Origin of the sequence: Variovorax sp. RO1, from assembly GCF_002849325.1 — a bacterium.
GTDB lineage: Bacteria > Pseudomonadota > Gammaproteobacteria > Burkholderiales > Burkholderiaceae_C > Variovorax.
This window is the reverse complement of sequence record NZ_PKMT01000002.1, coordinates 877,466-898,390: the sequence shown is the minus strand read 5'-3', so window position 1 is coordinate 898,390 and position 20,925 is coordinate 877,466. Positions and strand designations below refer to the sequence as shown.

At 67.2% G+C, this 20,925-nt stretch carries 27 protein-coding genes; 24 read left to right on the top strand and 3 right to left on the bottom strand.

Annotated features, from left to right (window positions below; genetic code table 11):
• The first annotated feature begins 71 nt into the window (after positions 1 to 71).
• The 15 genes from CY658_RS15335 (at position 72) to CY658_RS15265 (ending at position 12,069) form a co-directional block, all read left to right on the top strand.
• Complete coding sequence (locus tag CY658_RS15335; RefSeq protein ID WP_101491006.1) at positions 72 to 734, top strand: MlaC/ttg2D family ABC transporter substrate-binding protein; 663 nt, start codon at positions 72 to 74, stop codon at positions 732 to 734.
• A gap of 12 nt (positions 735 to 746) precedes the next feature.
• On the top strand, positions 747 to 1,022 hold the full coding sequence (locus tag CY658_RS15330; protein WP_099795298.1) for an STAS domain-containing protein: 276 nt from the start codon (positions 747 to 749) through the stop codon (positions 1,020 to 1,022).
• Between the two features lie 33 nt (positions 1,023 to 1,055).
• Positions 1,056 to 2,003 (top strand): ABC transporter ATP-binding protein, encoded by a 948-nt coding sequence (locus tag CY658_RS15325; RefSeq protein WP_095949878.1) that lies wholly within the window; start codon positions 1,056 to 1,058, stop codon positions 2,001 to 2,003.
• An 82-nt stretch (positions 2,004 to 2,085) separates the two neighbouring features.
• A complete protein-coding gene (locus CY658_RS15320; RefSeq protein ID WP_101491005.1) occupies positions 2,086 to 2,850 on the top strand; it encodes an ABC transporter permease in 765 nt (254 codons plus the stop codon).
• A 19-nt stretch (positions 2,851 to 2,869) separates the two neighbouring features.
• On the top strand, positions 2,870 to 3,112 hold the full coding sequence (locus tag CY658_RS15315; protein ID WP_056572757.1) for a BolA family protein: 243 nt from the start codon (positions 2,870 to 2,872) through the stop codon (positions 3,110 to 3,112).
• Between the two features lie 42 nt (positions 3,113 to 3,154).
• Positions 3,155 to 4,444 carry a UDP-N-acetylglucosamine 1-carboxyvinyltransferase gene (murA, locus tag CY658_RS15310; RefSeq protein ID WP_101491004.1) on the top strand — a complete coding sequence of 430 codons (1,290 nt, stop codon included), beginning with the start codon at positions 3,155 to 3,157 and terminating at the stop codon, positions 4,442 to 4,444.
• On the top strand, positions 4,441 to 5,082 hold the full coding sequence (gene hisG, locus CY658_RS15305; protein WP_099795302.1) for an ATP phosphoribosyltransferase: 642 nt from the start codon (positions 4,441 to 4,443) through the stop codon (positions 5,080 to 5,082). Before murA ends, hisG begins: the two co-directional genes overlap by 4 nt.
• An 11-nt stretch (positions 5,083 to 5,093) precedes the next feature.
• Positions 5,094 to 6,416 carry a histidinol dehydrogenase gene (gene hisD, locus CY658_RS15300; protein WP_101491003.1) on the top strand — a complete coding sequence of 441 codons (1,323 nt, stop codon included), beginning with the start codon at positions 5,094 to 5,096 and terminating at the stop codon, positions 6,414 to 6,416.
• Between the two features lie 37 nt (positions 6,417 to 6,453).
• Positions 6,454 to 7,281, top strand: a complete 828-nt coding sequence (locus CY658_RS15295; RefSeq protein ID WP_101491002.1) for a hypothetical protein — start codon at positions 6,454 to 6,456, stop codon at positions 7,279 to 7,281.
• A gap of 11 nt (positions 7,282 to 7,292) precedes the next feature.
• Positions 7,293 to 7,664 (top strand): hypothetical protein, encoded by a 372-nt coding sequence (locus tag CY658_RS15290; protein ID WP_101491001.1) that lies wholly within the window; start codon positions 7,293 to 7,295, stop codon positions 7,662 to 7,664.
• A complete protein-coding gene (hisC, locus tag CY658_RS15285; protein ID WP_101491000.1) occupies positions 7,661 to 8,776 on the top strand; it encodes a histidinol-phosphate transaminase in 1,116 nt (371 codons plus the stop codon). Before CY658_RS15290 ends, hisC begins: the two co-directional genes overlap by 4 nt.
• Positions 8,773 to 9,390, top strand: a complete 618-nt coding sequence (gene hisB / locus CY658_RS15280; protein WP_056572744.1) for an imidazoleglycerol-phosphate dehydratase HisB — start codon at positions 8,773 to 8,775, stop codon at positions 9,388 to 9,390. The genes hisC and hisB overlap by 4 nt, the downstream gene beginning before the upstream one ends.
• Before the next feature lie 19 nt (positions 9,391 to 9,409).
• Positions 9,410 to 10,069, top strand: coding sequence for an imidazole glycerol phosphate synthase subunit HisH (gene hisH / locus CY658_RS15275; RefSeq protein ID WP_101490999.1), 660 nt, complete (start codon positions 9,410 to 9,412; stop codon positions 10,067 to 10,069).
• A 63-nt stretch (positions 10,070 to 10,132) separates the two neighbouring features.
• The gene (gene hisA, locus CY658_RS15270; protein WP_101490998.1) at positions 10,133 to 10,876 is read left to right on the top strand and encodes a 1-(5-phosphoribosyl)-5-[(5-phosphoribosylamino)methylideneamino]imidazole-4-carboxamide isomerase; all 744 of its coding nucleotides are present in this window, start codon (positions 10,133 to 10,135) and stop codon (positions 10,874 to 10,876) included.
• A gap of 20 nt (positions 10,877 to 10,896) precedes the next feature.
• A complete protein-coding gene (locus CY658_RS15265) occupies positions 10,897 to 12,069 on the top strand; it encodes an AAA family ATPase (protein WP_101490997.1) in 1,173 nt (390 codons plus the stop codon).
• Between the two features lie 19 nt (positions 12,070 to 12,088).
• On the opposite strand, the gene CY658_RS15260 is transcribed toward CY658_RS15265, so the two are convergent.
• Both CY658_RS15260 and CY658_RS15255 read right to left on the bottom strand, forming a co-directional pair.
• Complete coding sequence (locus CY658_RS15260) at positions 12,089 to 12,991, bottom strand: amino acid ABC transporter substrate-binding protein (protein ID WP_101490996.1); 903 nt, start codon at positions 12,989 to 12,991, stop codon at positions 12,089 to 12,091.
• An 11-nt stretch (positions 12,992 to 13,002) separates the two neighbouring features.
• The gene (locus CY658_RS15255) at positions 13,003 to 14,310 is read right to left on the bottom strand and encodes a dicarboxylate/amino acid:cation symporter (RefSeq protein ID WP_101490995.1); all 1,308 of its coding nucleotides are present in this window, start codon (positions 14,308 to 14,310) and stop codon (positions 13,003 to 13,005) included.
• A 133-nt stretch (positions 14,311 to 14,443) separates the two neighbouring features.
• On the opposite strand from CY658_RS15255, the gene CY658_RS15250 reads away from it, so the two are divergent.
• The 9 genes from CY658_RS15250 to tatC all read left to right on the top strand — a co-directional run bounded on the left by CY658_RS15250 (position 14,444) and on the right by tatC (position 19,356).
• The gene (locus CY658_RS15250) at positions 14,444 to 15,277 is read left to right on the top strand and encodes a D-hexose-6-phosphate mutarotase (RefSeq protein ID WP_101490994.1); all 834 of its coding nucleotides are present in this window, start codon (positions 14,444 to 14,446) and stop codon (positions 15,275 to 15,277) included.
• A 22-nt stretch (positions 15,278 to 15,299) separates the two neighbouring features.
• A complete protein-coding gene (hisF, locus tag CY658_RS15245) occupies positions 15,300 to 16,085 on the top strand; it encodes an imidazole glycerol phosphate synthase subunit HisF (RefSeq protein WP_101490993.1) in 786 nt (261 codons plus the stop codon).
• 41 nt (positions 16,086 to 16,126) lie between these two features.
• On the top strand, positions 16,127 to 16,516 hold the full coding sequence (hisI, locus tag CY658_RS15240) for a phosphoribosyl-AMP cyclohydrolase (RefSeq protein WP_056572729.1): 390 nt from the start codon (positions 16,127 to 16,129) through the stop codon (positions 16,514 to 16,516).
• Positions 16,513 to 16,905, top strand: coding sequence for a phosphoribosyl-ATP diphosphatase (locus CY658_RS15235; RefSeq protein WP_101490992.1), 393 nt, complete (start codon positions 16,513 to 16,515; stop codon positions 16,903 to 16,905). Before hisI ends, CY658_RS15235 begins: the two co-directional genes overlap by 4 nt.
• A gap of 25 nt (positions 16,906 to 16,930) precedes the next feature.
• Positions 16,931 to 17,320, top strand: a complete 390-nt coding sequence (locus CY658_RS15230; protein WP_101490991.1) for a DUF4870 family protein — start codon at positions 16,931 to 16,933, stop codon at positions 17,318 to 17,320.
• Positions 17,310 to 17,669, top strand: a complete 360-nt coding sequence (locus tag CY658_RS15225; protein WP_099795317.1) for a histidine triad nucleotide-binding protein — start codon at positions 17,310 to 17,312, stop codon at positions 17,667 to 17,669. Before CY658_RS15230 ends, CY658_RS15225 begins: the two co-directional genes overlap by 11 nt.
• A gap of 65 nt (positions 17,670 to 17,734) precedes the next feature.
• The gene (gene tatA, locus CY658_RS15220; RefSeq protein WP_101490990.1) at positions 17,735 to 17,983 is read left to right on the top strand and encodes a Sec-independent protein translocase subunit TatA; all 249 of its coding nucleotides are present in this window, start codon (positions 17,735 to 17,737) and stop codon (positions 17,981 to 17,983) included.
• A gap of 19 nt (positions 17,984 to 18,002) precedes the next feature.
• Positions 18,003 to 18,464: a Sec-independent protein translocase protein TatB gene (gene tatB, locus CY658_RS15215; RefSeq protein WP_101490989.1), complete on the top strand. Its 462-nt coding sequence runs from the start codon at positions 18,003 to 18,005 to the stop codon at positions 18,462 to 18,464.
• Between the two features lie 73 nt (positions 18,465 to 18,537).
• Positions 18,538 to 19,356 carry a twin-arginine translocase subunit TatC gene (tatC, locus tag CY658_RS15210; RefSeq protein ID WP_101490988.1) on the top strand — a complete coding sequence of 273 codons (819 nt, stop codon included), beginning with the start codon at positions 18,538 to 18,540 and terminating at the stop codon, positions 19,354 to 19,356.
• Positions 19,357 to 19,474: 118 nt separating this feature from the next.
• Here the strand turns inward: tatC and CY658_RS15205 are convergent, their stop codons facing one another.
• Complete coding sequence (locus tag CY658_RS15205) at positions 19,475 to 20,635, bottom strand: S1C family serine protease (protein WP_101490987.1); 1,161 nt, start codon at positions 20,633 to 20,635, stop codon at positions 19,475 to 19,477.
• Positions 20,636 to 20,925 lie beyond the last annotated feature (290 nt).

The window sequence follows — 20,925 nt, the reverse complement described above, 5'->3', positions numbered from 1 at the left end:
CCGTTCCTGTCTCAGCACGGGGCCATTGGCTGCACCGTGCAGGGAAGACAATTCAACCTGAGGGACTCACCATGAACAACAAGATCTTGCTGCAACGACGCGACATGGGCCGCCTGGCATTGGCCGGCGCGCTGCTGTTCGGCGCCGCCACCGCCTTCGTGCACCAGCCCGCATTTGCGGCCGACGAGGCCCCCGACGCGCTCGTCAAGCGCCTGTCGACCGACGTGCTCGAGACCATCAAGGCCGATTCGTCGATCAAGGCCGGTGATATCAACAAGATCATGCTGCTGGTCGACAGCAAGATCATGCCCAACGTCAACTTCCAGCGCATGACCGCCTCGGCCGTCGGCCCGGCTTGGCGCCAGGCCACGCCCGAGCAGCAAAAGCGCCTGCAGGACGAGTTCAAGACCCTGCTGGTGCGCACCTACGCCGGCGCGCTCGACCAGGTGAGCGACCAGACCGTCACCATCCGCCCGTTCCGCGGCGCGCCCACCGACACCGACGTGCTCGTGCGCACCGAGGTCAAGGGCCGCGGCGATCCGGTGCAGCTCGACTACCGCCTCGAAAAGACGCCGGGCCAGGGCGCCGGCTGGAAGGTCTACAACCTCAATGTGCTGGGCGTCTGGCTGGTCGACACCTACCGCACCCAGTTCGCGCAGGAAATCAACAAGAGCGGCATCGATGGCCTGATTGCCGCGCTGGCCGCGCGCAACAAGGGCAACGGCAAGGGCTGACGGGCGTACGCCATGCTGGTCCTTCCCTCCCGGCTCACCCACGACGAGGCTCCTGCCTGCATGCGCATGCTGCAGCAGGGGCTCAAGGGCCAGACCGACTCGACCTCCACCGTGGTCGATGCCACGCCATTGGCCCAGTTCGATTCCTCCGCACTGGCGGTGCTGCTCGAGTGCCGGCGTGAGTCGAGCGCGCTGGGCCGCAGCTTTTCCGTCAAAGGCCTCTCTCCCCGCCTGCGCGAGTTGGCCGCGCTGTACGGCATTGCAGGCCTTTTGCCCGCTGCGCCCTGAAAAAGTAACGGCCCCGTAAAATCGCGGGCTCCCATGCCCGCGATCTCATTCCAGTCGGTCTCCAAGACCTACCCTCCCTCCCGTCAGCAACGCGCCCAAGGCAAACAAGGGCTGCGTGCGGTCGACGAGGTTTCCTTCCAGATCGAGCCGGGCGAGTTCTTCGGCCTGCTCGGCCCCAACGGCGCGGGCAAGACCACCCTGATCAGCATGCTCGCGGGCCTGTCGCGGCCCACGGCGGGCGCGATCAGCGTGCACGGCTTCGACGTGCAGCGCGACTACGCCGAAGCCCGGCGCCAGCTCGGCATCGTGCCGCAGGAGCTGGTGTTCGACCCCTTCTTCAACGTGCGCGAGTCGCTGCGCATCCAGTCGGGCTACTTCGGCATCAAGAACAACGAAGCCTGGATCGACGAGTTGCTGCAAAGCCTGGGCCTGGCCGACAAGGCCACCGCCAACATGCGCCAGCTCTCGGGCGGCATGAAGCGCCGCGTGCTGGTGGCACAGGCGCTGGTGCACAAGCCGCCGGTCATCGTGCTCGACGAGCCCACGGCCGGCGTCGACGTCGAGCTGCGCCAGACGCTCTGGCAGTTCGTCGCCAAGCTCAACAAGCAGGGCAGCACCGTGTTGCTGACCACCCATTACCTCGAAGAGGCCGAGGCGCTGTGCAACCGCATCGCGATGCTCAAGCTCGGCAAGGTGATCGCGCTGGACCGCACCAGCGAGCTGCTGAAGTCGGCCGCGAGCAACGTGCTGCGCTTCAAGACCGACGCCATGCTGCCCTGGGCCATCGCCCAGCACGCGCGCATCACCGGGCGCATCGTGCAGCTGCCGGCGCAGAACGCGCATGAAGTCGAACAACTGCTGGCCGCGATCCGCGAAGCCGGCGTCGCGGTGGAAGACGTGGAAATGCGCAAGGCCGATCTGGAAGACGTGTTCATCGACCTGATGGCGGGCGAGCAGACGCCGCTGGAGGTGTCGCGATGAGCGCCGCGCCGGGCCGCCCCAAGCAAGCGAAGCTCCCCCTCGGGGGGAAGCACGGACACGCAGTGCCGTGCAAGGGGGTCTCATGATGGCGGTCACCGGTTGGCGCGCGCTGCTCTACAAGGAAACGCTGCGCTTCTGGAAGGTCGGCTTCCAGACCGTCGGCGCGCCGGTGCTCACCGCGCTGCTGTACCTCATGGTGTTCGGCCATGTGCTCGAGGGCCGCGTGACGGTCTACGGCACCGTGGGCTACACCGCCTTTTTGATCCCCGGCCTCGTGATGATGAGCGTGCTGCAGAACGCGTTCGCGAACAGCTCGTCCTCGATCATCCAGAGCAAGATCATGGGCAACCTCGTGTTCGTGCTGCTCACGCCGCTGTCGCACTGGGGCTGGTTCTTCGCCTACGTGGGCTCCTCGGTGATCCGCGGGCTGGCGGTGGGCGTGGGCGTGTTCGCCGTGACCATCTTCTTTGCCGTGCCCAGCTTCGTGGCGCCGGTCTGGATCGTGGTCTTCGCGCTGCTGGGCGCGGCCATGCTGGGCACGCTGGGCCTCATCGCCGGACTCTGGGCCGAGAAGTTCGACCAGATGGCCGTGTTCCAGAACTTCCTGATCATGCCCATGACTTTCCTGTCGGGCGTGTTCTATTCGATCGGTTCGCTGCCGCCGTTCTGGCAAAGCGTGAGCCACCTGAACCCCTTCTTCTACATGATCGACGGCTTCCGCTACGGCTTCTTCGGGGTGAGCGATGCCTCGCCCTGGCTGAGCTTCGGCATCGTCGGTTCCGCCTGGCTGGTGGTGAGCGCGATTGCCGTTCATCTCCTGCGCATCGGCTACAAAATCCGCGGCTGACCGCGACTTCCAAGACCCCATGACCGCTGACGAACTCCAGACCATCATCGCTGCCCATCTCCCGTGCGAGCACATCACGCTCGAGGGCGACGGCCGACATTGGTACGCGACCATCGTCTCGGCCGAATTCGAGGGCAAGCGCGCCATCCAGCGCCACCAGCGGGTCTACGCCACCCTCGGTGCGAAAATGCACACCGACGAGGTGCATGCGCTCTCGATGAAGACCTACACGCCGGCCGAATGGGCGGCAGTGGACAAATGACTTTCCGGCCCCTGCGGGCCTCCTGATTTCGCTGGATCCTTGATGGACAAACTTCTGATTCGCGGCGGGCGTGAGCTTCGCGGCGAAGTGCTCATTTCCGGCGCCAAGAACGCCGCGCTGCCCGAGCTGTGCGCAGCGCTGCTGACCGACCAGCCCGTGGTGCTGCACAACGTGCCGCGCCTGCAGGACGTGTCGACCATGCTCAAGCTGGTGCGCAACATGGGCGTGACGGCCGAGGCCGACGACAACGGCACCGTGCGCCTGAACGCCGGCGAACTCGGCAACCCCGAAGCTCCCTACGAACTCGTGAAGACCATGCGCGCCTCGGTGCTGGCGCTGGGCCCGCTGCTGGCGCGCTTCGGCCACGCCAAGGTCTCGCTGCCCGGCGGCTGCGCCATCGGCTCGCGGCCGGTCGATCAGCACATCAAGGGCCTGCAGGCGATGGGCGCCGAGATCCTGGTCGAGCACGGCTACATGGTCGCGCGCCTGCCCGAGGGCCGCACGCGGCTGAAGGGCGCGCGCATCCTGACCGACATGGTCACCGTCACCGGCACCGAGAACTTCCTCATGGCCGCCGCGCTGGCCGAGGGCGAGACGCTGCTCGAAAACGCCGCGCAGGAGCCCGAGATCGTCGACCTGGCCGAAATGCTCATCCGCATGGGCGCGAAGATCGAAGGCCACGGCACCAGCCATATCCGCATCCAGGGCGTCGAGAAGCTGCACGGCTGCGAGCACGCCGTGGTGGCCGACCGCATCGAGGCCGGCACCTTCCTGTGCGCCGTGGCGGCCACGGGCGGCGAGGCCTTCCTGCGCCATGCGCGCGGCGACCACCTCGACGCCGTGATCGACAAGCTGCGCGACGCCGGCTGCACCGTCGTGACCGAACCCGACGGCATCCGCATCGGCTCGCTGGGCCCCGCGTACGACCACCTGAAGGCGCAGAGCTTCAGCACCACCGAATATCCCGGCTTCCCGACCGACATGCAGGCCCAGTTCATGGCCCTGAACGTCATTGCGCGCGGCGCCTCGATGGTCACCGAGACCATCTTCGAGAACCGCTTCATGCACGTGAACGAGATGGTGCGCCTGGGCGCGCGCATCCACGTCGAAGGCAAGGTCGCGATGGTCGAGGGCGTGCAACAGCTCTCGGGCGCCACCGTGATGGCCACCGACCTGCGCGCCTCCGCCAGCCTCGTCATCGCCGGCCTCGTGGCCGACGGCGAGACGCTGGTCGACCGCATCTATCACCTCGACCGGGGCTATGACCGCATGGAATCGAAACTGCGCGGCCTCGGTGCCGACATTGAACGCGTGACCGGAGCCGCCGCATGATCACTTTGGCTCTTTCCAAAGGCCGCATCTTCGAAGAGACGATGCCCCTGTTGGCCGCCGCCGGCATCGAGGTCACCGAAGACCCCGAGAAGTCGCGCAAGCTGATTCTCGAAACCACCCGCCCCGACGTGCGCGTGGTGCTGGTGCGCGCCTCCGACGTGCCGACCTACGTGCAGTACGGCGGCGCCGACCTGGGCGTGACCGGCCTCGACGTGCTGCTCGAAAACGGCAACCAGGGCATGTACCAGCCGCTCGATCTGCGCATCGCGGCCTGCCGCCTCAGCGTGGCCGTGCGCGCCGACTACGACTACGCCTCGGCCGTGAAGCAGGGCTCGCGTTTGCGCGTGGCCACCAAGTACGTGGGCCTGTCGCGCGACTTCTTCGCCAGCAAGGGCGTGCACGTCGACCTGATCAAGCTCTACGGCAGCATGGAGCTGGCGCCGCTCACGGGCCTGGCCGACGCCATCGTCGACCTGGTCTCGACCGGCAACACGCTCAAGGCCAACCACCTCGTCGAGGTGGAGCGCATCATGGACATCAGCGCCCGGCTGGTCGTTAACCAGGCCGCGCTCAAGCTCAAGCGCGAACCCATCCGCCGCATCATCGACGCCTTCGCGTCAGCCATTCCTTCCGCCTGAACCTCACGCACATGACTCTGCAAGCAGCCCCCGCCCGACTGTCCACGAACTCAGCCAGCTTCGATGCTGAATTCAAGGCGCGGCTGCATTGGTCCGCGGACGCCGACGCTGCGATCGAGAAGGTGGTGGCCGACATCTTGGCCGACGTGCAGAAGCGCGGCGACGACGCGGTGCTTGAGTACACGAACCGCTTCGACAAGCTCGGCGTGAAGACGTTGCCCGAGCTGGAGCTGACGCAGGCCGAGCTCAAGGCCGCCTTCGAAGCGCTGCCCGCCGTGCAGCGCGACGCGCTCGAAGCCGCCGCGCGCCGCGTGCGCAGCTACCACGAGGCGCAGAAGAAGGCCTCCGGCGAAAGCTGGAGCTACCGCGACGCCGACGGCACGCTGCTCGGCCAGAAGGTCACGCCGCTCGACCGTGTCGGCATCTACGTGCCGGGCGGCAAGGCCGCGTACCCGTCGAGCGTGCTGATGAACGCCATTCCGGCGCACGTCGCGGGTGTGGGCGAGATCATCATGGTCGTGCCCACGCCGAACGGCGAGAAGAATCAGCTGGTGCTCGCCGCGGCCTACGTGGCAGGCGTCACCCGCGCTTTCACCATTGGCGGCGCGCAGGCCGTGGCCGCGCTGGCCTACGGCACTGCCACCGTGCCTGCTGTCGACAAGATCACCGGCCCCGGCAACGCCTACGTCGCCGCCGCCAAGCGCCGCGTGTTCGGCACCGTGGGCATCGACATGATCGCGGGCCCGAGCGAGATCCTGGTGTTGGCCGACGGCTCCACGCCGCCCGACTGGGTGGCCATGGACCTGTTCAGCCAGGCCGAGCACGACGAGCTGGCCCAGAGCATCCTGCTGTGCCCCGACGCCGCCTACATCGACCGCGTGCAGGCCGAGATCGACCGCCTGCTGCCGACCATGCCGCGCGCCGAGATCATCGCCGCCTCGCTCAACGGCCGCGGCGCGCTGATCCACACGAAGAGCATGGAGGAGGCCTGCGAGATCAGCAACCGCATCGCACCCGAACACCTCGAGGTGAGCAGCAGCGAGCCGGGCCGCTGGGAGCCGCTCTTGCGCCACGCCGGCGCGATCTTCCTGGGCGCCTTCACCAGTGAGAGCCTGGGCGACTACTGCGCCGGCCCGAACCACGTGCTGCCGACCAGCGGCACGGCGCGCTTCTCGAGCCCGCTGGGCGTGTATGACTTCCAGAAGCGCTCCAGCCTCATCGAGGTGAGCGAAGCGGGCGCCCAGGTGCTGGGCCCGATCGCCGTCACGCTGGCCGAGGGCGAGGGCCTGCAGGCGCACGCCGAAGCCGCGCGCATGCGCCTGCGTAAGATCTGAGGCTCCAACAACCCCGCTTCAGGGAGGAGCACGCCAGATGATTCAACGCCTCTATCGTTCGCGATTTTTCCGCTTCGCCACCGGCCTCGTTGCAGGTGCCGCCTTGCTGGCCGCCTGCACCCAGATGCCGCAGAACCGCGGCGAAACGGCCGCGATGACCGCCACGCCCAGTGCCGCAAAGCCCGCGCCCGCGCCAGCCCAGCTCGGCACGCAATGGGGCGAGGGCATCGAGTCGAAGACCCGCACGGTCGCCGCCAAGCGCCTGTCCGACCAGCCCGACGACGTGGCCTCGCTCGGCTACAACGACGCCGCCAGCGTGCGCCGCGATGCGGGCAGTAACCCCGAGCGCCGGCTCAACCTGCAGCTGGCCCAGGGCGACATCGAATGGTCGGTGCTCGACGAGAACGACCGCCCGCTGCCGTTGCAGCGCGCACGCCGCAGCGGCAATGACATGTTCCGCCTCGCCGGCGTCGAAGGCGCGCGCTACACGCTGCGCTTTCGCAACCTCAGCGACCGCAGCTACGAGGTGATCGCCACCGTCGACGGCCTGGATGTGCTCAACGGCAAGCCCGGCAGCCTGCGCAACGGCGGCTACGTGCTGCGCCCGCAGCAGACCCTCAACATCGAAGGCTTCCGCAAGAGCCAGAGCGAAGTGGCCGCCTTCCGTTTCGCTACGCCGGGCCGCGCCTACGCCGCGAACACCGAGGCCGGCGACGTGCGCAACATCGGCGTGATCGGCGCCGCGCTGTTCGAGCTCGAAGAGCCGAATGTGCCGCGCCGCACGCGCCGCGATGCCTCGCCGTCGCAGCCCAGCGCCTTCCCGGCCGACGGCGCGTACGCCCCGGCGCCGCGCTACCGCAAGTAAGCAGCGAGGCCATGCAACGTGCCGCCGTCCTGCTGTTGCCGCGCCTGTCGGCGCTGCTGCTTGCACTGGCGGCCGGCGCGGGTGCGCAGGCCATGAGCATCCGCGAGCTGCGTACCCTCGAAGCCGGTGAAAAAGACGGCAAGGCCTACGCCAGCTACTACCTCGTCGGCGTGCTCGAAGGTCTGCGCGAGGGCGTCGAATCGTCGCAGCGCAACGGCCAGTTGCCGCCGTTCTGCGTCGAGGGCCGCCGCCTCGAACCCGCGATGGCCCGCTCGCTCTACCAGACCGAGCTGAGCCGCCACGCCGACAGCTATGAAGCCGACATGCCCGTGCAACTGGTCATGGCCGGCGCCCTCCGCAACAGCTACCGCTGCACCCGATGACCGTTTCCGACTCTTCCGCTTCCATTTCCGCTTCGGACACCCGCCTGCCGCTCGAGCGCATTCGCGCCGACGTGCGCGCCATGCACGCCTACGCGGTGCAGGACGCGCGCGGCTTCCTCAAGCTCGACGCGATGGAGAACCCCTACGGCCTGCCGCCCGCGCTGCAGACCGAATTGGGTGCGCGCCTGGGCGCGCTGGCGCTCAACCGCTACCCCGGCGACCGAGGTGCCGACCTGCAGCGCGCACTGGCCGCTCACGCGGGCCTGCCCGAAGGCTTCGGGCTGATGCTGGGCAACGGCTCGGACGAACTGATTTCGCTGCTCGGCATCGCCTGCGACCAGCCCGGCGCCGCCGTGCTCGCGCCCGTGCCCGGCTTCGTCATGTACGCCATGAGCGCCCAGCTGCAGGGCCTGCGCTTCGTCGGCGTGCCGCTCACGGCCGATTTCGAACTCGACGAGGCCGCCATGCTGGCCGCCATCGCGCGCGAGAAGCCGGCCATCGTCTACCTCGCCTACCCGAACAACCCGACCGCCAACCTCTGGGACGATGCCGTCATCGAGAAGATCGTGCAGGCCCAGGGCGCGCAGGGCGGCCTGGTGGTGATCGACGAGGCCTACCAGCCCTTCGCCGCCCGCAGCTACATCGACAGGCTGGCTCAGCATCGCCACGTGCTGCTGATGCGCACCCTGAGCAAGTTCGGCCTGGCCGGCATCCGCCTGGGCTACCTCATGGGCCCCGCCGCGCTGGTCGCCGAGATCGACAAGGTGCGCCCGCCCTACAACATCAGCGTGCTCAACTGCGAAGCCGCGCTGTTCGCGCTGGAGCACGCCGCGGTGTTCGAGGCGCAGGCACGCCAGATCCGCGAAGGGCGCGACCAGCTCATGGCCGCGCTGGCCCGGCTGCCGGGCGTGAAGACCTGGCCCAGCGACGCCAACATGATCCTGCTGCGCGTGCCCGATGCCACCCGGACCTTCGAGGGTATGAAGGCCCGCGGGGTGCTGGTGAAGAACGTTTCTAAAATGCATGAACTGCTCGCCAACTGCCTGCGCCTCACCGTCGGAACGGCCGACGAGAACGCGCAGATGCTGGCGGCGCTCGAAGCCTCACTATGACCACCCCCACGACCCCGGGCAGCACCGATCGCATCGCGACGGTCTCCCGCAACACCGCCGAGACGAAGATCACGGTCAGCGTCAACCTCGACGGCACCGGCAAGGCCAAGCTCTCCACGGGCATCGGCTTTTTTGATCACATGCTCGACCAGATCGCCCGCCACGGGCTGATCGACCTGGACATCGACTGCGAGGGCGACCTGCACATCGACGGCCACCACACGGTGGAAGACGTCGGCATCACGCTCGGCCAGGCCGTGGCCCAGGCCATCGGCGACAAGAAGGGCATTCGCCGCTACGGCCATGCCTACGTGCCGCTGGACGAGGCGCTGAGCCGCGTGGTCATCGACTTCTCGGGCCGCCCGGGCCTCGTGATGCATGTGCCCTTCACCAGCGGCATGATCGGCACCTTCGACAGCCAGCTCACCTACGAGTTCTTCCAGGGCTTCGTGAACCACGCCTTCGTCACGCTGCACATCGACAACCTGAAGGGCGTGAACGCGCACCACCAATGCGAGACCGTGTTCAAGGCCTTCGCCCGCGCCATGCGCGGCGCGCTGGAGCTCGATCCGCGCTCCGTCGGCGTCATTCCCTCGACCAAGGGCTCGCTCTGACCTCCGTTCGCGAACAGCTATGAAATCTGTAGCAGCCAATTCCGTCGCCGTCGTCGACTACGGCATGGGCAACCTGCACTCCGTGTCGCAGGCCGTGCGCCACGCGGCCGACCAGGTGGGCGTGGAAGTGTTCGTCACCTCCGACCCCGACGTGGTCCGCAAGGCCACGCGCGTGGTGCTGCCGGGGCAGGGCGCCATGCCCGACTGCATGCGCGAGCTGCGCGATTCGGGTCTGCAGGAGTCGGTGCTCGAAGCGGCCGCCAACAAGCCGCTCTTCGGCGTGTGCGTGGGCATGCAGATGCTGCTGTCGCGCAGCGACGAAGGCCCGACCGACGGCCTGGGGCTCATTCCTGGCGAGGTCATCAAGTTCGACCTGGCCGGTCGCCTGCAGCCCGACGGCAGCCGTTTCAAGGTGCCGCAGATGGGCTGGAACCAGGTGCGCCAGGCCCAGCCGCACGCGGTGTGGGCGGGCATTCCTGACCAGAGCTACTTCTATTTCGTGCACAGCTTCTACGCGCGCCCGGCCGATGCCCGGCACAGCGTGGGCGAGGCGGATTACGGGGCATGCTTTACCGCAGCCATCGCACGCGATAACATTTTTGCCACCCAGTTCCACCCGGAGAAGAGTGCGGACCATGGGCTGCAGCTGTATCGCAACTTCCTCCACTGGAATCCCTGAACCTTTTTCCCCGACCGGGCCGAACTCTCCACAGCCCGGCTTTCGCACACTCGCGCCACTTCCATGCTCCTCATTCCCGCCATTGATCTCAAAGACGGCCACTGTGTTCGCCTCAAGCAGGGCGACATGGACCAATCCACGGTCTTCAGCGAAGACCCTGCCGCCATGGCCCGCAAATGGGTCCAGGCCGGCGCGCGCCGGCTGCACCTGGTCGACCTGAATGGCGCCTTCGCCGGCAAGCCGCAGAACCACGCGGCCATCAAGGCGATCCTGAAGGAAGTCGGCGACGACATCCCGGTGCAGCTCGGCGGCGGCATCCGCGACCTGGACACCATCGAGCGTTACATCGACGATGGCCTGCGCTACGTGATCATCGGCACCGCCGCGGTCAAGAATCCGGGCTTCCTGAAGGACGCCTGCGTGGCCTTCGGCGGCCACATCATCGTGGGGCTCGACGCCAAGGACGGCAAGGTCGCCACCGACGGCTGGAGCAAGCTCACGGGCCACGAGGTGGCCGACCTGGGCAAGAAGTTCGAGGACTACGGCGTCGAATCGATCATCTACACCGACATCGGCCGCGACGGCATGCTCTCGGGCATCAACATCGACGCCACCGTCAAGCTCGCGCAGGCGCTGACCATTCCGGTCATCGCTTCGGGCGGCCTGTCGAACATGGCCGACATCGACCAGCTCTGCGCGGTCCAGTCCGAAGGCGTCGAGGGCGTGATCTGCGGTCGCGCCATCTACTCGGGCGACCTCGACTTCGCCGCCGCCCAGGCGCGCGCGGACGCGCTGGCCGGCGTCTGACGCCTTTCGCATAGCGGCGCGTGCTCTCCGCGCTCGCCATTGCCAACTACCGCTCGCTGCGTCAGCTGACGGTGCCGCTGGGCCGCCTCACGGTGGTGACCGGTGCCAACGGCAGCGGCAAGTCGAGCGTGTACCGCGCGATGCGCCTCCTGGCCGACATCGCCAACGGCGGCGTGATCCGCTCGCTGGTGCGCGAGGGCGGGCTGTCTTCCACGCTGTGGGCCGGGCCCGAGCGTTTTTCGGCGGCCATGCTGCGCGGCGACGTGCCGGTGCAGGGCACCACACGCAGCGAGCCGGTTGCGCTGAAGCTGGGCTTCGCTGGCGCCGAGGCCGACGATTTCGGCTACGCCATCGACATCGGCCTGCCGCCGCCGATTCCGTCGTCGGCCTTCTCGCGCGATCCGCAGATCAAGCACGAGGCGATCTGGAGCGGCCCGTTGCTGCGCCCCGCCACGCACCTGGTCGACCGCAAGGGCGCCGCGCTGCGCCTGCGCGACGGCAAGGGCTGGCAGGCCGTCGGCCGGCCGATCCCGGCCTTCGCCAGCATGATGACCGAGCACGCCGACCCGCGCGACGCGCCCGAGATGCTCACGCTGCGCGAGCAGATGCGCTCCTGGCGCTTCTACGACCACTTCCGCTCCGATGCCGACGCCCCGGCGCGCCAGCCGCAGCTGGGCACCTACACGCCCGTGCTCGCCAACGACGGGGCCGACCTGGCCGCCGCCCTGCAGACCATTCGCGAGATCGGCGACGGCGAGGCGCTCGACCGCGCCGTGGACGACGCCTTTCCGGGCGCCCGCATCGAGGTGCACGCGAACGGCGATCGCTTCGAGACGCTGATGCACCAGCACGGCCTGCTGCGGCCGCTGACGGCCGCCGAGCTGTCAGACGGCACCCTGCGCTACCTGCTGTGGATCGCGGCGTTGCTGACGCCGCGTCCGCCCGCGCTGCTGGTGCTCAACGAGCCCGAGACCAGCCTGCACCCCGACCTGCTGCCCGCGCTCGGCCGCCTCATCGCGCAGGCCGCGCGCGCGTCGCAGGTGATCGTGGTGTCGCACGCGGCGCGCCTGATCGCCGCCTTGGACGACAGCGACGGCCTGCAACCGGTGGTGCTCGAAAAACGCTTCGGCGAGACCCGCATCGCGAACCTCGACATGAGCGAGATTCCGCGCTGGGAGTGGCCGGCGCGGTAAAGAAGGTCAGGCGGCAGGCCTACTCGGCCTTCACCGCCATCGTCTGGATGATCGTTTCCAGCTGCGCGCTCATCGGCAGGTTGAGGCTTTCCCCCGAGGGCAGCTTGCGCATGAACCAGCGCTTGTACTGCCGGTGGATCTCGCCGTCTTCCGCCAGCACCTGGAAGGTGTCGATCACCACCTTGTTCAGCTGCGCGTCGCCCTTGCGGTACATGACGGCGTAGGGGTCGTAGGAGAGAAAGTCGCCCACCACCTCGTACTGCGCCTTGGCGGCATCGCGCGCGATGAGGCCGTAGAGCAGCACGTCGTCGGTGGCGAAGGCGTCGGCCTGGCCGTCCTTCACGAGCGCGAACGATTCGGCATGGTCGCGTGCCACCTTCAGCTCGATGTTGAGCTTGAACTTCTGCGATAGGTCGCGCAGCGTCTTCTCGTTGGTGGTGCCGGCCGTCACGGCCACCTTCTTGCCGGCCAGATCGCGGAACGACTGGATCGGCGAGCCCTTCTTCACCAGCACCTTGGTGCCCGAGACGAACATCGTCGGCGAGAAAGCCACGCGCTTCTGGCGCTCGAGGTTGCTGGTGGTGGAGCCGCACTCGAGGTCGACCTGGCCGCTCACGACCGCGTCGATGCGCGAGTCGGAGGTGACGGGCACCCACTGGATCGTGAGGCTCTTGTTGACGGTGTCCTCGATGGCCGTGACGAGTGCGCGGCACAGCTCGATGGAATAGCCGATCGGCTCCTTGCGCGCATTGAGGTACGAGAAAGGCACGGAGGCCTCGCGGTGGCCGATGGCGATGGTGCCGCTCGCGCGCACCTTGGCCAGCGTGCCGCTGAGCACGGTGGGCGCCTGCTCCTGGGCCAGCGCTGCGGTGGCCAGCAGCGACAGGACCCAGGCGGCGAGCAGGCGGGCAGGGCGTTGCATGGCCGCGTGCCTCACGCGTGCGCCGGGTGGGCGAGGGTGGCCGCGGCTTCTTCGTCGAGCGCCTTGGCGTTGACCTCGGCCTCGCTCTCAGACAGCAGCTCGCCCTCCCACTTCGCGACCACGGCCGTGGCGATGGAGTTGCCCACCGCGTTGGTGGCCGAGCGGCCCATGTCCAGGAAGGTGTCCACGCCCAGGATCAGCAGCAGGCCGGCCTCGGGAATGTCGAAGTGGTTCAGCGTGGCGGCAATCACCACCAGCGAGGCGCGCGGCACGCCGGCCATGCCCTTGGAGGTGAGCATCAGGATCAGCAGCATCGTGATCTGCGTGCTGATCGGCATGTGGATGTCGTAGGCCTGCGCGATAAACAGCACGGCGAAGGTGCAGTACATCATCGAGCCGTCGAGGTTGAACGAGTAGCCCATCGGCATCACGAAGCTGGAGATCTTGCGCTTCACGCCGAAACGGTCGAGCGCCTGCAGGATCTTCGGGTAGGCGGCCTCGGAGCTCGCGGTGGCGAATGACAGCAAGAAGGCCTCTTTGATGAGCACCAGCAGCTTGAACACGCGCGGGCCCAGGAACAGCAGGCCGGCCATGATGAGCACGCCCCACAGCACGAACAGGCCCAGGTAGAAGTCGCGCATGAACACGGCGAACTTGATCAGGATGCCCAGGCCATTCACGGCCACGGTGGCGGCCATGGCGGCCAGCACGGCCAGCGGTGCGAGCTTCATGACGTAGCCCGTGATCTTGAGCATGGCGTGCGACAGCTCCTCGATGGCCGCCACCAGCGTCTTGGCCTTGTCGCCGAGCGAGGCCAGCGCCACGCCGAAGAACATCGAGAACACCACGATCTGCAGGATTTCGTTGTTGGCCATGGCTTCCGCGAACGACTTGGGCACCGTGTGGCTCACGAAGTCCTTGAAGGTGAACTTGTTGGTCGCCAGGTTGGCCGAGGCGCCGATGTCGGGCAGCGGCAGGCCCAGGTTCTCGCCGGGCTTGAGCACGTTGGCCATGACCAGGCCGATCACCAGCGAGATCAGCGATGCGGTGAGAAACCAGCCGATCGCCTTGCCGAACACGCGGCCGACCGACTTGGCGTCGCCCATGTGCGCGATGCCCACCACCAGCGTGGAGAACACCAGCGGGCCGATCAGCATCTTGATGAGGCGCAGGAAGACGTCGGAGATGATGGAGACGTAGTCGGCGACCTCCTTGGCGGCCTTCTTGTCAGGAAAGCTCGTGAAGATCATGTAGCCAACGATGATGCCGAGCACCATGGCAATCAGGATCCAGGCGGCCATGGGCAGCTTTTTCTTCATGCGTATCCCCTTGAGTCGTGTGAGAGTGGTTCTTTTCGAGTGCGCGGGACCGACCCGCGACAGCGTATCCAAGAAAGGCGCAGGCACGCAATGGCCCGCTGTCAGGATGCGGCGGCTGCCTACAATTCCTCACATGGACATCCGCTCGATCGAGTTTCGAGGCCAGCCGGCGTTGCACGCCGAGGCGGCCGATGGCAGCACCCTGACGGTCGCGCTGCATGGCGCCCAGGTGCTTTCCTGGGCCCCGGCCCGCGGTGGGGAGCGACTGTATCTGAGTCCGAAAGCCGTTTTTGACGGCCAAACCGCCATCCGCGGCGGCGTTCCCCTGTGCTGCCCCCAGTTCAACCAGCGTGGCATGCTCCCCAAGCATGGTTTCATGCGCAATCTGCCTTGGATTCGCGAGGAATCGGGCGCGGCCGACACGCTGCGGCTCGTGCTGCGCGATAACGACGCCACCCGCCGGCTCTGGCCGCATGCCTTCGAAGCGCGCCTCGACGCCACGCTCGCGGCCGGCCAGCTGCGCACCGCGCTCACCCTGACCAACACCGGCGACGTGCCCTGGCCGTTCTCGGCCGCGCTGCACACCTATCTGCGCGTGGACGACATCGCCACCGTGCGCCTCGAAGGCCTGCAGGGCGCGCCGCGCTGGGACGCCGTGCGCGACGTCCGCCAGACCGAAACGGCCGCCGCGTTGCAGTTCGACGCCGAGTTCGACAGCGTCTACACCGCCCCGGCGCAGCCGCTGCGGCTGGTGCAGCCCGGCGGCACGCTCGAAATTATCCAGAGCGAAACCTGCACCGAAACCGTGGTCTGGAACCCCGGCGCCGCGCTCGGTGCGACACTCGCGGACATGCCCGCAGAGGGCTTCCGCCACATGCTCTGCGTCGAAGCGGCCCGCATCGACGAACCCGTCGTGCTGGCCCCCGGCGCCCAATGGCAGGGCTGGCAACAGCTCACCGTTCTCTGATTTCCTTCCGGTTCAACTTCCCATGCTTGCCAAACGCATCATTCCCTGCCTCGACGTCACCGGCGGCCGTGTCGTCAAGGGCGTCAACTTCCTCGAGCTGCGCGATGCCGGCGATCCGGTCGAGATCGCGGCGCGCTACAACGCGCAGGGCGCCGACGAACTCACCTTCCTGGACATCACGGCCACCAGCGACGGCCGCGACCTCATCCTGCCGATCATCGAAGCGGTGGCCTCGCAGGTCTTCATTCCGCTGACCGTGGGCGGCGGCGTGCGCACCGTGGCCGACGTGCGCCGGCTGCTCAACGCGGGCGCCGACAAGACCAGCTTCAACTCGGCCGCCATCGCCGACCCGCAGGTGATCAGCGACGCGGCCCAGAAGTACGGCTCGCAGTGCATCGTGGTCGCCATCGACGCCAAGCGCCGCAGCCCCGAAGACGCCGCCACGCGCGGCGCGGGCTGGGACGTCTACAGCCACGGCGGGCGCAAGAACACCGGCCTCGACGTGGTGCAGTGGGCGATCGAGATGGCGCGCCGCGGCGCGGGCGAGATCCTGCTCACCAGCATGGACCGCGACGGCACCAAGAGCGGCTTCGACCTCGCACTGACGCGCGCCGTGAGCGACGCCGTCAACGTGCCGGTGATCGCTTCGGGCGGCGTCGGCAGCCTCGACGACCTGGCCGACGGCATCCAGAAGGGCGGCGCCGACGCGGTGCTGGCCGCGAGCATCTTCCACTACGGCGAACACACCGTGGGCGAAGCCAAGGCCCGCATGGCCGAGCGCGGGATTCCCGTGCGCATCGACGCCTGAGACGCGTCCAAAGGGTCTTTCCTATCCTCGACAATATCCCCATGAATTGGCTTGATGAAGTGAAGTGGGACGCGAACGGGTTGGTGCCCGTGATCGCCCAGGAACAAGGCACCAACGACGTGCTCATGTTCGCGTGGATGAACCGCGAGGCGCTCGAAAAGACCGCCGAGTTGGGCCGTGCGGTGTATTTCAGCCGCTCGCGCAACAAGCTGTGGTTCAAGGGCGAGGAATCGGGCCACGTGCAGACCGTGCACGAGATCCGCCTCGACTGCGACAACGACGTGGTGCTGCTCAAGGTGACCCAGCTCGGCCACGAGCCCGGCATTGCGTGCCACACCGGCCGCCACAGCTGCTTCTTCAGCAAGTACGAAAAGGGCCAGTGGACCGTGGTCGAACCGGTCTTGAAAGACCCGGAGTCGATCTACAAATGAGCGCCACAGTGAACGACGCCCACAACATCTCCGACGCACTCGCCCGCCTGGCCGCGGTGCTCGAGAGCCGCCTGCCCGCGAACGGCGGCGACCCCGACAAGAGCTATGTCGCCCGGCTGCTGCACAAGGGCCCGGACGCCTTCCTCAAGAAGATCGGCGAAGAAGCCACCGAGGTCGTGATGGCCGCCAAGGACGCCGACCACGGCGGCGACCGCTCGAAAATAGTGAACGAAGTGGCCGACCTGTGGTTCCACACGATGGTGGCGCTGGCCCACTACGGTTTCTCGCCAGCCGACGTCGTCGCGGAGCTCGAGCGCCGCGAAGGCACCAGCGGCATCGAGGAAAAAGCCCTGCGCAAGGTGCAGGCCCGCGAAGCTTCCAACGACTGAATGATCGATTGAAAGGGCATCGACCATGGCCAATGACATCGTGAACGTGGAACCCGACAACTCCCTCAAGACCTGGGGCTGGGTCAGCTACGTGCTGCACCTGATCGTGGCCATCGGCGCGGTCGTGCCGGGCGCGCAGGCCTCCGTGCTGCTGCTGCTCATCGCGCTGCTGATCGACTTCGTGAAGCGCGACGACGCGGCCGGTACCTGGCAGGCCTCGCACTTCAGCTGGCGCATCCGCTCGGTGCTGTGGGCCGGCCTGCTGTACATCGTCACCTCGTGGCTCTGGCTGCTGCTGTTCGTGCCGGGCTGGATCGCCTGGAGCCTGATTTCGCTGTGGTTCCTCTACCGGATCGTGAAAGGCATGATCCGCATGAACGACAGCCGTCCCATGGAACCCAAAGATGTCATCTGATCCGAACTGCGTCTTCTGCAAAATCGTCGAAGGCAAGATCCCCTCGCGCAAGGTCTACGAAGACGACGACCTGTTCGGCTTTCACGACATCTCGCCCTGGGCGCCGGTGCATTTCATGCTCGTGCCCAAGAAACACATCGCCTCGATGGCGCAGCTCACGCCCGAGGATTCGGCGCTCATGGGCAAGATCATGACGCTGGCCCCCCAGCTGGCGCTGGAGCAGGGCTGCAGGCCCTATCCAGACGGCGGCTACCGCGTCGTCGTGAACACCGGCGCCGAAGGCGGGCAGGAGGTTCACCATCTCCATGTGCACGTCATGGGCGGCCCCCGGCCCTGGCTTCGCGGCTGATCAGGGTTAAGCCAAACTGTCACATTCCCCCCGACTAAAATCGGACACATTCTTAGGAGTTCTCCATGGGTTCTTTTTCCATCTGGCACTGGCTGATCGTGCTGCTCGTTGTGGTCATGATCTTCGGCACCAAGAAGCTGCGGAACATGGGTTCGGATCTCGGTGGCGCCGTCAAGGGCTTCAAGGACGGCATGAAGGACGGCTCGGCTTCCACCGACGCCTCCGCTGCACCGGCCCCCACGCAGCAAGTGACCGGCCAACCGGCCAACAGCGACAAGTCGACGATCGACGTCGAAGCGCGCCAGAAGTCCTGAGCACCGCAGGCACACATCCGTGATCGACCTCGGCATTGAGAAGCTGGCGCTCATCGGCGTCGTGGCGTTGATCGTGATCGGGCCGGAGAAGCTGCCGCGCGTTGCACGCACGGTGGGCGCCCTGCTCGGCAAGGCACAGCGCTACGTGAACGACGTCAAGGCCGAAGTCAACCGTTCGATGGAGCTCGACGAGCTTCGCAAGATGAAGACCACGGTCGAGGACGCGGCGCGCGACGTGGAGCACAGCATCCACACCGGCGCCAGCGAGTTCGAGAAGCAGTTTGCCGGCGCGTCCGGCGACACCTTGTCGGCGCTGGCCGAGCCCGAACAGGCGGTGCCCGAATACAGGCACCCCCGCAAGAACTGGCGCCTGAAACAGGGCGCCACGCCGAATTGGTACAAGGCGCGCAATGGCGTGCGTACCAAGGCGCTGTCGGGCGCGGCGCGGGTCGCCCGCTTCCGCCCGCACAAGATCAACTGACGCTCACACGCACGCCCCGCGGCGTTCCCGGGCGCCCTGTGCGCCTGTGTCTCCCACGCTTTCTCCTTTCCCCATGGCCGATTCCGACAACAAGAACAAAGAAGAAGACGAGCTGGCGGGCACCGAGCAGCCGTTCGTGCAGCACCTGGTCGAGCTACGCGACCGGCTGCTGTACTGCGTCTACGGCCTCGCGGTCGCGGGCATTCTGCTGGCGATCTGGCCCGGCCCGAGCGGGCTGATGGACATCATCGCGATGCCGATCCGCGCGCACATGCCGCCGGACGCCAAGCTGATCGCCATCGGCGTGTTCTCGCCGTTCTTCGTGCCGCTCAAGGTGCTGATGATGGCGGCCGTGCTGCTGGCGCTGCCCTGGCTCATGTACCAGGCCTGGATGTTCGTCGCGCCGGGCCTGTACAGCCACGAGAAGCGCTTCGCATTGCCGCTGATCTTCTTCGGCAGCATGCTGGCCTACGGCGGCATCGCCTTCGTGCAGCTGTTCGTGCTGGACAAGATGTTCGGCTTCATCCAGAAATTCACGCCTGACGCGGTGGCGGCCACACCCGACATCTCGTCCTACGTCGAGGCCATCCTGTCGCTGTACATCGCCTTCGGCGTGGCCTTCCAGGTGCCGATCGTGGTGATGCTGCTGGTGCGCTTCGAGATGGTCACCATCGAGAAGCTGCGCTCGTTCCGCGGCTACTTCATCGTGATCGCCTTCGTGGTGGCCGCGGTGCTCACGCCGCCCGACGTGGTCTCGCAGCTCGCGCTGGCGGTGCCGATGTGCCTGCTGTACGAGGTGGGCATCATCGGGGCGCGCTATTTCGCGGGGAAGGGCAAGGCGCCCGAAGGTGAAGAAGAGGGCGCGGGGTCGGAGTCTTCCGGCAGCTCCTGATCTCCCGAATCGATCGGCCCCGCCCTGGCGGCGTGCCAAAAAAGAAAGCGGCCCGAGGGCCGCTTTCTTTTTTGTTGTTGTGGGGTCTGCGGCCGGAGCCGCATCCCGCGTTTCTTGCTTACTCGTTGTTGGGCAACTGCTGCCGGATCGGGCTCTTCGGTCGCAGCCCCGGCGTCACGTCCAGTTCCATCTTGTCGGTGCCGCGTTGCAATGCGAAGCGGGAGGTGTCGCCCGGCTTGAGGCCGGCCACGGCGGTCAGCAGGGCCTGCACGCTGTCGGTCTTCTTCTCGCCCACCGAGGTGATCACGTCGCCCGGGCGGATGCCGGCCTTGGCGGCGGGGCCGTTCTGCAGCACGCCGGTGATGATCACGCCCGCGTCGGCCTTCACGCCGAAGGTCTCGGCCAGTTCGGGCGACAGGTCGCTCGGCTCGACGCCGATCCAGCCGCGGCGCACCTGGCCTTCCTTCACGATGCCCTCGAGCACGATCTTGGCCATCGACACGGGAATGGCGAAACCGATGCCCATGCTGCCACCCGAGCGCGAGTAGATCGCGGTGTTGATGCCCTGCAGGTTGCCGTCGACGTCGATCAGCGCGCCGCCCGAGTTGCCGGGGTTGATGGCCGCGTCGGTCTGGATGAAGTTTTCGAACTGGTTGATGCCCAGCTGGTTGCGGCCCAGCGCCGAGACGATACCGCTGGTTACCGTCTGGCCGACGCCGAAGGGGTTGCCGATGGCCAGCACCTGGTCGCCCACCAGCAGCTCGTCGGAGTTGCCCAGCACGATCACCGGCAGCTTGTCGAGCTCGATCTTCAGCACGGCCAGGTCGGTGTCGGGGTCTGTGCCGATCACCTTGCCGCGCGCATGGCGGCTGTCGTTCAGGGTGACTTCGATTTCGTCGGCGCCCTCGACCACGTGGTTGTTGGTGAGGATGTAGCCGTCGGTGCTCACGATCACGCCGCTGCCCAGGCCCACCTGGGGCTGGTCGGCCTGGTCGCCGAAGAAGAAGCGGAACCACGGGTCGTTGCTGCGCGGGTGGCGCTGCGCAGCCTTGCTGGTGTTGATGCTCACGACCGCCGGCGAGGCCTTCTTGGCCGCCGCACTCAGGCTGCCCGGCGCGGGCGCGGCCGGCGCGCCGCTCGGCGCCTCTACGATGGACACCACGCCGCCCAGCGAGGTTGAGCGCTTGTGGATCCATTCAGGCTTGAGCGTCGCGACGACGAAATAGGCCGCCAGCAGGACGGTCACGGCTTGGGCAAAGAGCAGCCAGGTGCGTTTCATGAAAGCTTGAAGGAAGAGCGTTGGAAAAGCGCTGAAAGAGGGCGCCGGTTGCAATTGTCCCTCAACCCGCTGGCGCCATAGACCGCGCGGCAGGGTCGAGATTGGGCGGCCTCCGGCGCGTGAATAAGGGCTAACCCTTAGTATCGACAGTCGATCCGACCCGGATCACCCCCTCAGGCCTCCCGCGCTGCCCACCCGGCGGATGCGGCCAGGCGATTCTTTCGTCGGCGCGCCACGCTCTGCCCCTATCCGGTTCCAAGGCAGGCGAGCGGCCACGATGCCCTTCCTGC

Coding starts and splice junctions, on each gene's coding strand:
- CY658_RS15205 (WP_101490987.1), bottom strand. CDS start 20,635: ATGAAACGCACCTGGCTGCTCTTTGCCCAAGCCGTGACCGTCCTGCTG.
- hisI (WP_056572729.1), top strand. CDS start 16,127: ATGAATTGGCTTGATGAAGTGAAGTGGGACGCGAACGGGTTGGTGCCC.
- CY658_RS15260 (WP_101490996.1), bottom strand. CDS start 12,991: ATGCAACGCCCTGCCCGCCTGCTCGCCGCCTGGGTCCTGTCGCTGCTG.
- CY658_RS15230 (WP_101490991.1), top strand. CDS start 16,931: ATGGCCAATGACATCGTGAACGTGGAACCCGACAACTCCCTCAAGACC.
- hisH (WP_101490999.1), top strand. CDS start 9,410: ATGAAATCTGTAGCAGCCAATTCCGTCGCCGTCGTCGACTACGGCATG.
- CY658_RS15320 (WP_101491005.1), top strand. CDS start 2,086: ATGATGGCGGTCACCGGTTGGCGCGCGCTGCTCTACAAGGAAACGCTG.
- hisC (WP_101491000.1), top strand. CDS start 7,661: ATGACCGTTTCCGACTCTTCCGCTTCCATTTCCGCTTCGGACACCCGC.
- tatA (WP_101490990.1), top strand. CDS start 17,735: ATGGGTTCTTTTTCCATCTGGCACTGGCTGATCGTGCTGCTCGTTGTG.
- tatC (WP_101490988.1), top strand. CDS start 18,538: ATGGCCGATTCCGACAACAAGAACAAAGAAGAAGACGAGCTGGCGGGC.
- hisF (WP_101490993.1), top strand. CDS start 15,300: ATGCTTGCCAAACGCATCATTCCCTGCCTCGACGTCACCGGCGGCCGT.
- CY658_RS15235 (WP_101490992.1), top strand. CDS start 16,513: ATGAGCGCCACAGTGAACGACGCCCACAACATCTCCGACGCACTCGCC.
- CY658_RS15225 (WP_099795317.1), top strand. CDS start 17,310: ATGTCATCTGATCCGAACTGCGTCTTCTGCAAAATCGTCGAAGGCAAG.
- CY658_RS15335 (WP_101491006.1), top strand. CDS start 72: ATGAACAACAAGATCTTGCTGCAACGACGCGACATGGGCCGCCTGGCA.
- CY658_RS15325 (WP_095949878.1), top strand. CDS start 1,056: ATGCCCGCGATCTCATTCCAGTCGGTCTCCAAGACCTACCCTCCCTCC.
- CY658_RS15255 (WP_101490995.1), bottom strand. CDS start 14,310: ATGAAGAAAAAGCTGCCCATGGCCGCCTGGATCCTGATTGCCATGGTG.
- CY658_RS15250 (WP_101490994.1), top strand. CDS start 14,444: ATGGACATCCGCTCGATCGAGTTTCGAGGCCAGCCGGCGTTGCACGCC.
- CY658_RS15330 (WP_099795298.1), top strand. CDS start 747: ATGCTGGTCCTTCCCTCCCGGCTCACCCACGACGAGGCTCCTGCCTGC.
- CY658_RS15315 (WP_056572757.1), top strand. CDS start 2,870: ATGACCGCTGACGAACTCCAGACCATCATCGCTGCCCATCTCCCGTGC.
- CY658_RS15295 (WP_101491002.1), top strand. CDS start 6,454: ATGATTCAACGCCTCTATCGTTCGCGATTTTTCCGCTTCGCCACCGGC.
- hisD (WP_101491003.1), top strand. CDS start 5,094: ATGACTCTGCAAGCAGCCCCCGCCCGACTGTCCACGAACTCAGCCAGC.
- hisB (WP_056572744.1), top strand. CDS start 8,773: ATGACCACCCCCACGACCCCGGGCAGCACCGATCGCATCGCGACGGTC.
- hisG (WP_099795302.1), top strand. CDS start 4,441: ATGATCACTTTGGCTCTTTCCAAAGGCCGCATCTTCGAAGAGACGATG.
- CY658_RS15290 (WP_101491001.1), top strand. CDS start 7,293: ATGCAACGTGCCGCCGTCCTGCTGTTGCCGCGCCTGTCGGCGCTGCTG.
- murA (WP_101491004.1), top strand. CDS start 3,155: ATGGACAAACTTCTGATTCGCGGCGGGCGTGAGCTTCGCGGCGAAGTG.
- hisA (WP_101490998.1), top strand. CDS start 10,133: ATGCTCCTCATTCCCGCCATTGATCTCAAAGACGGCCACTGTGTTCGC.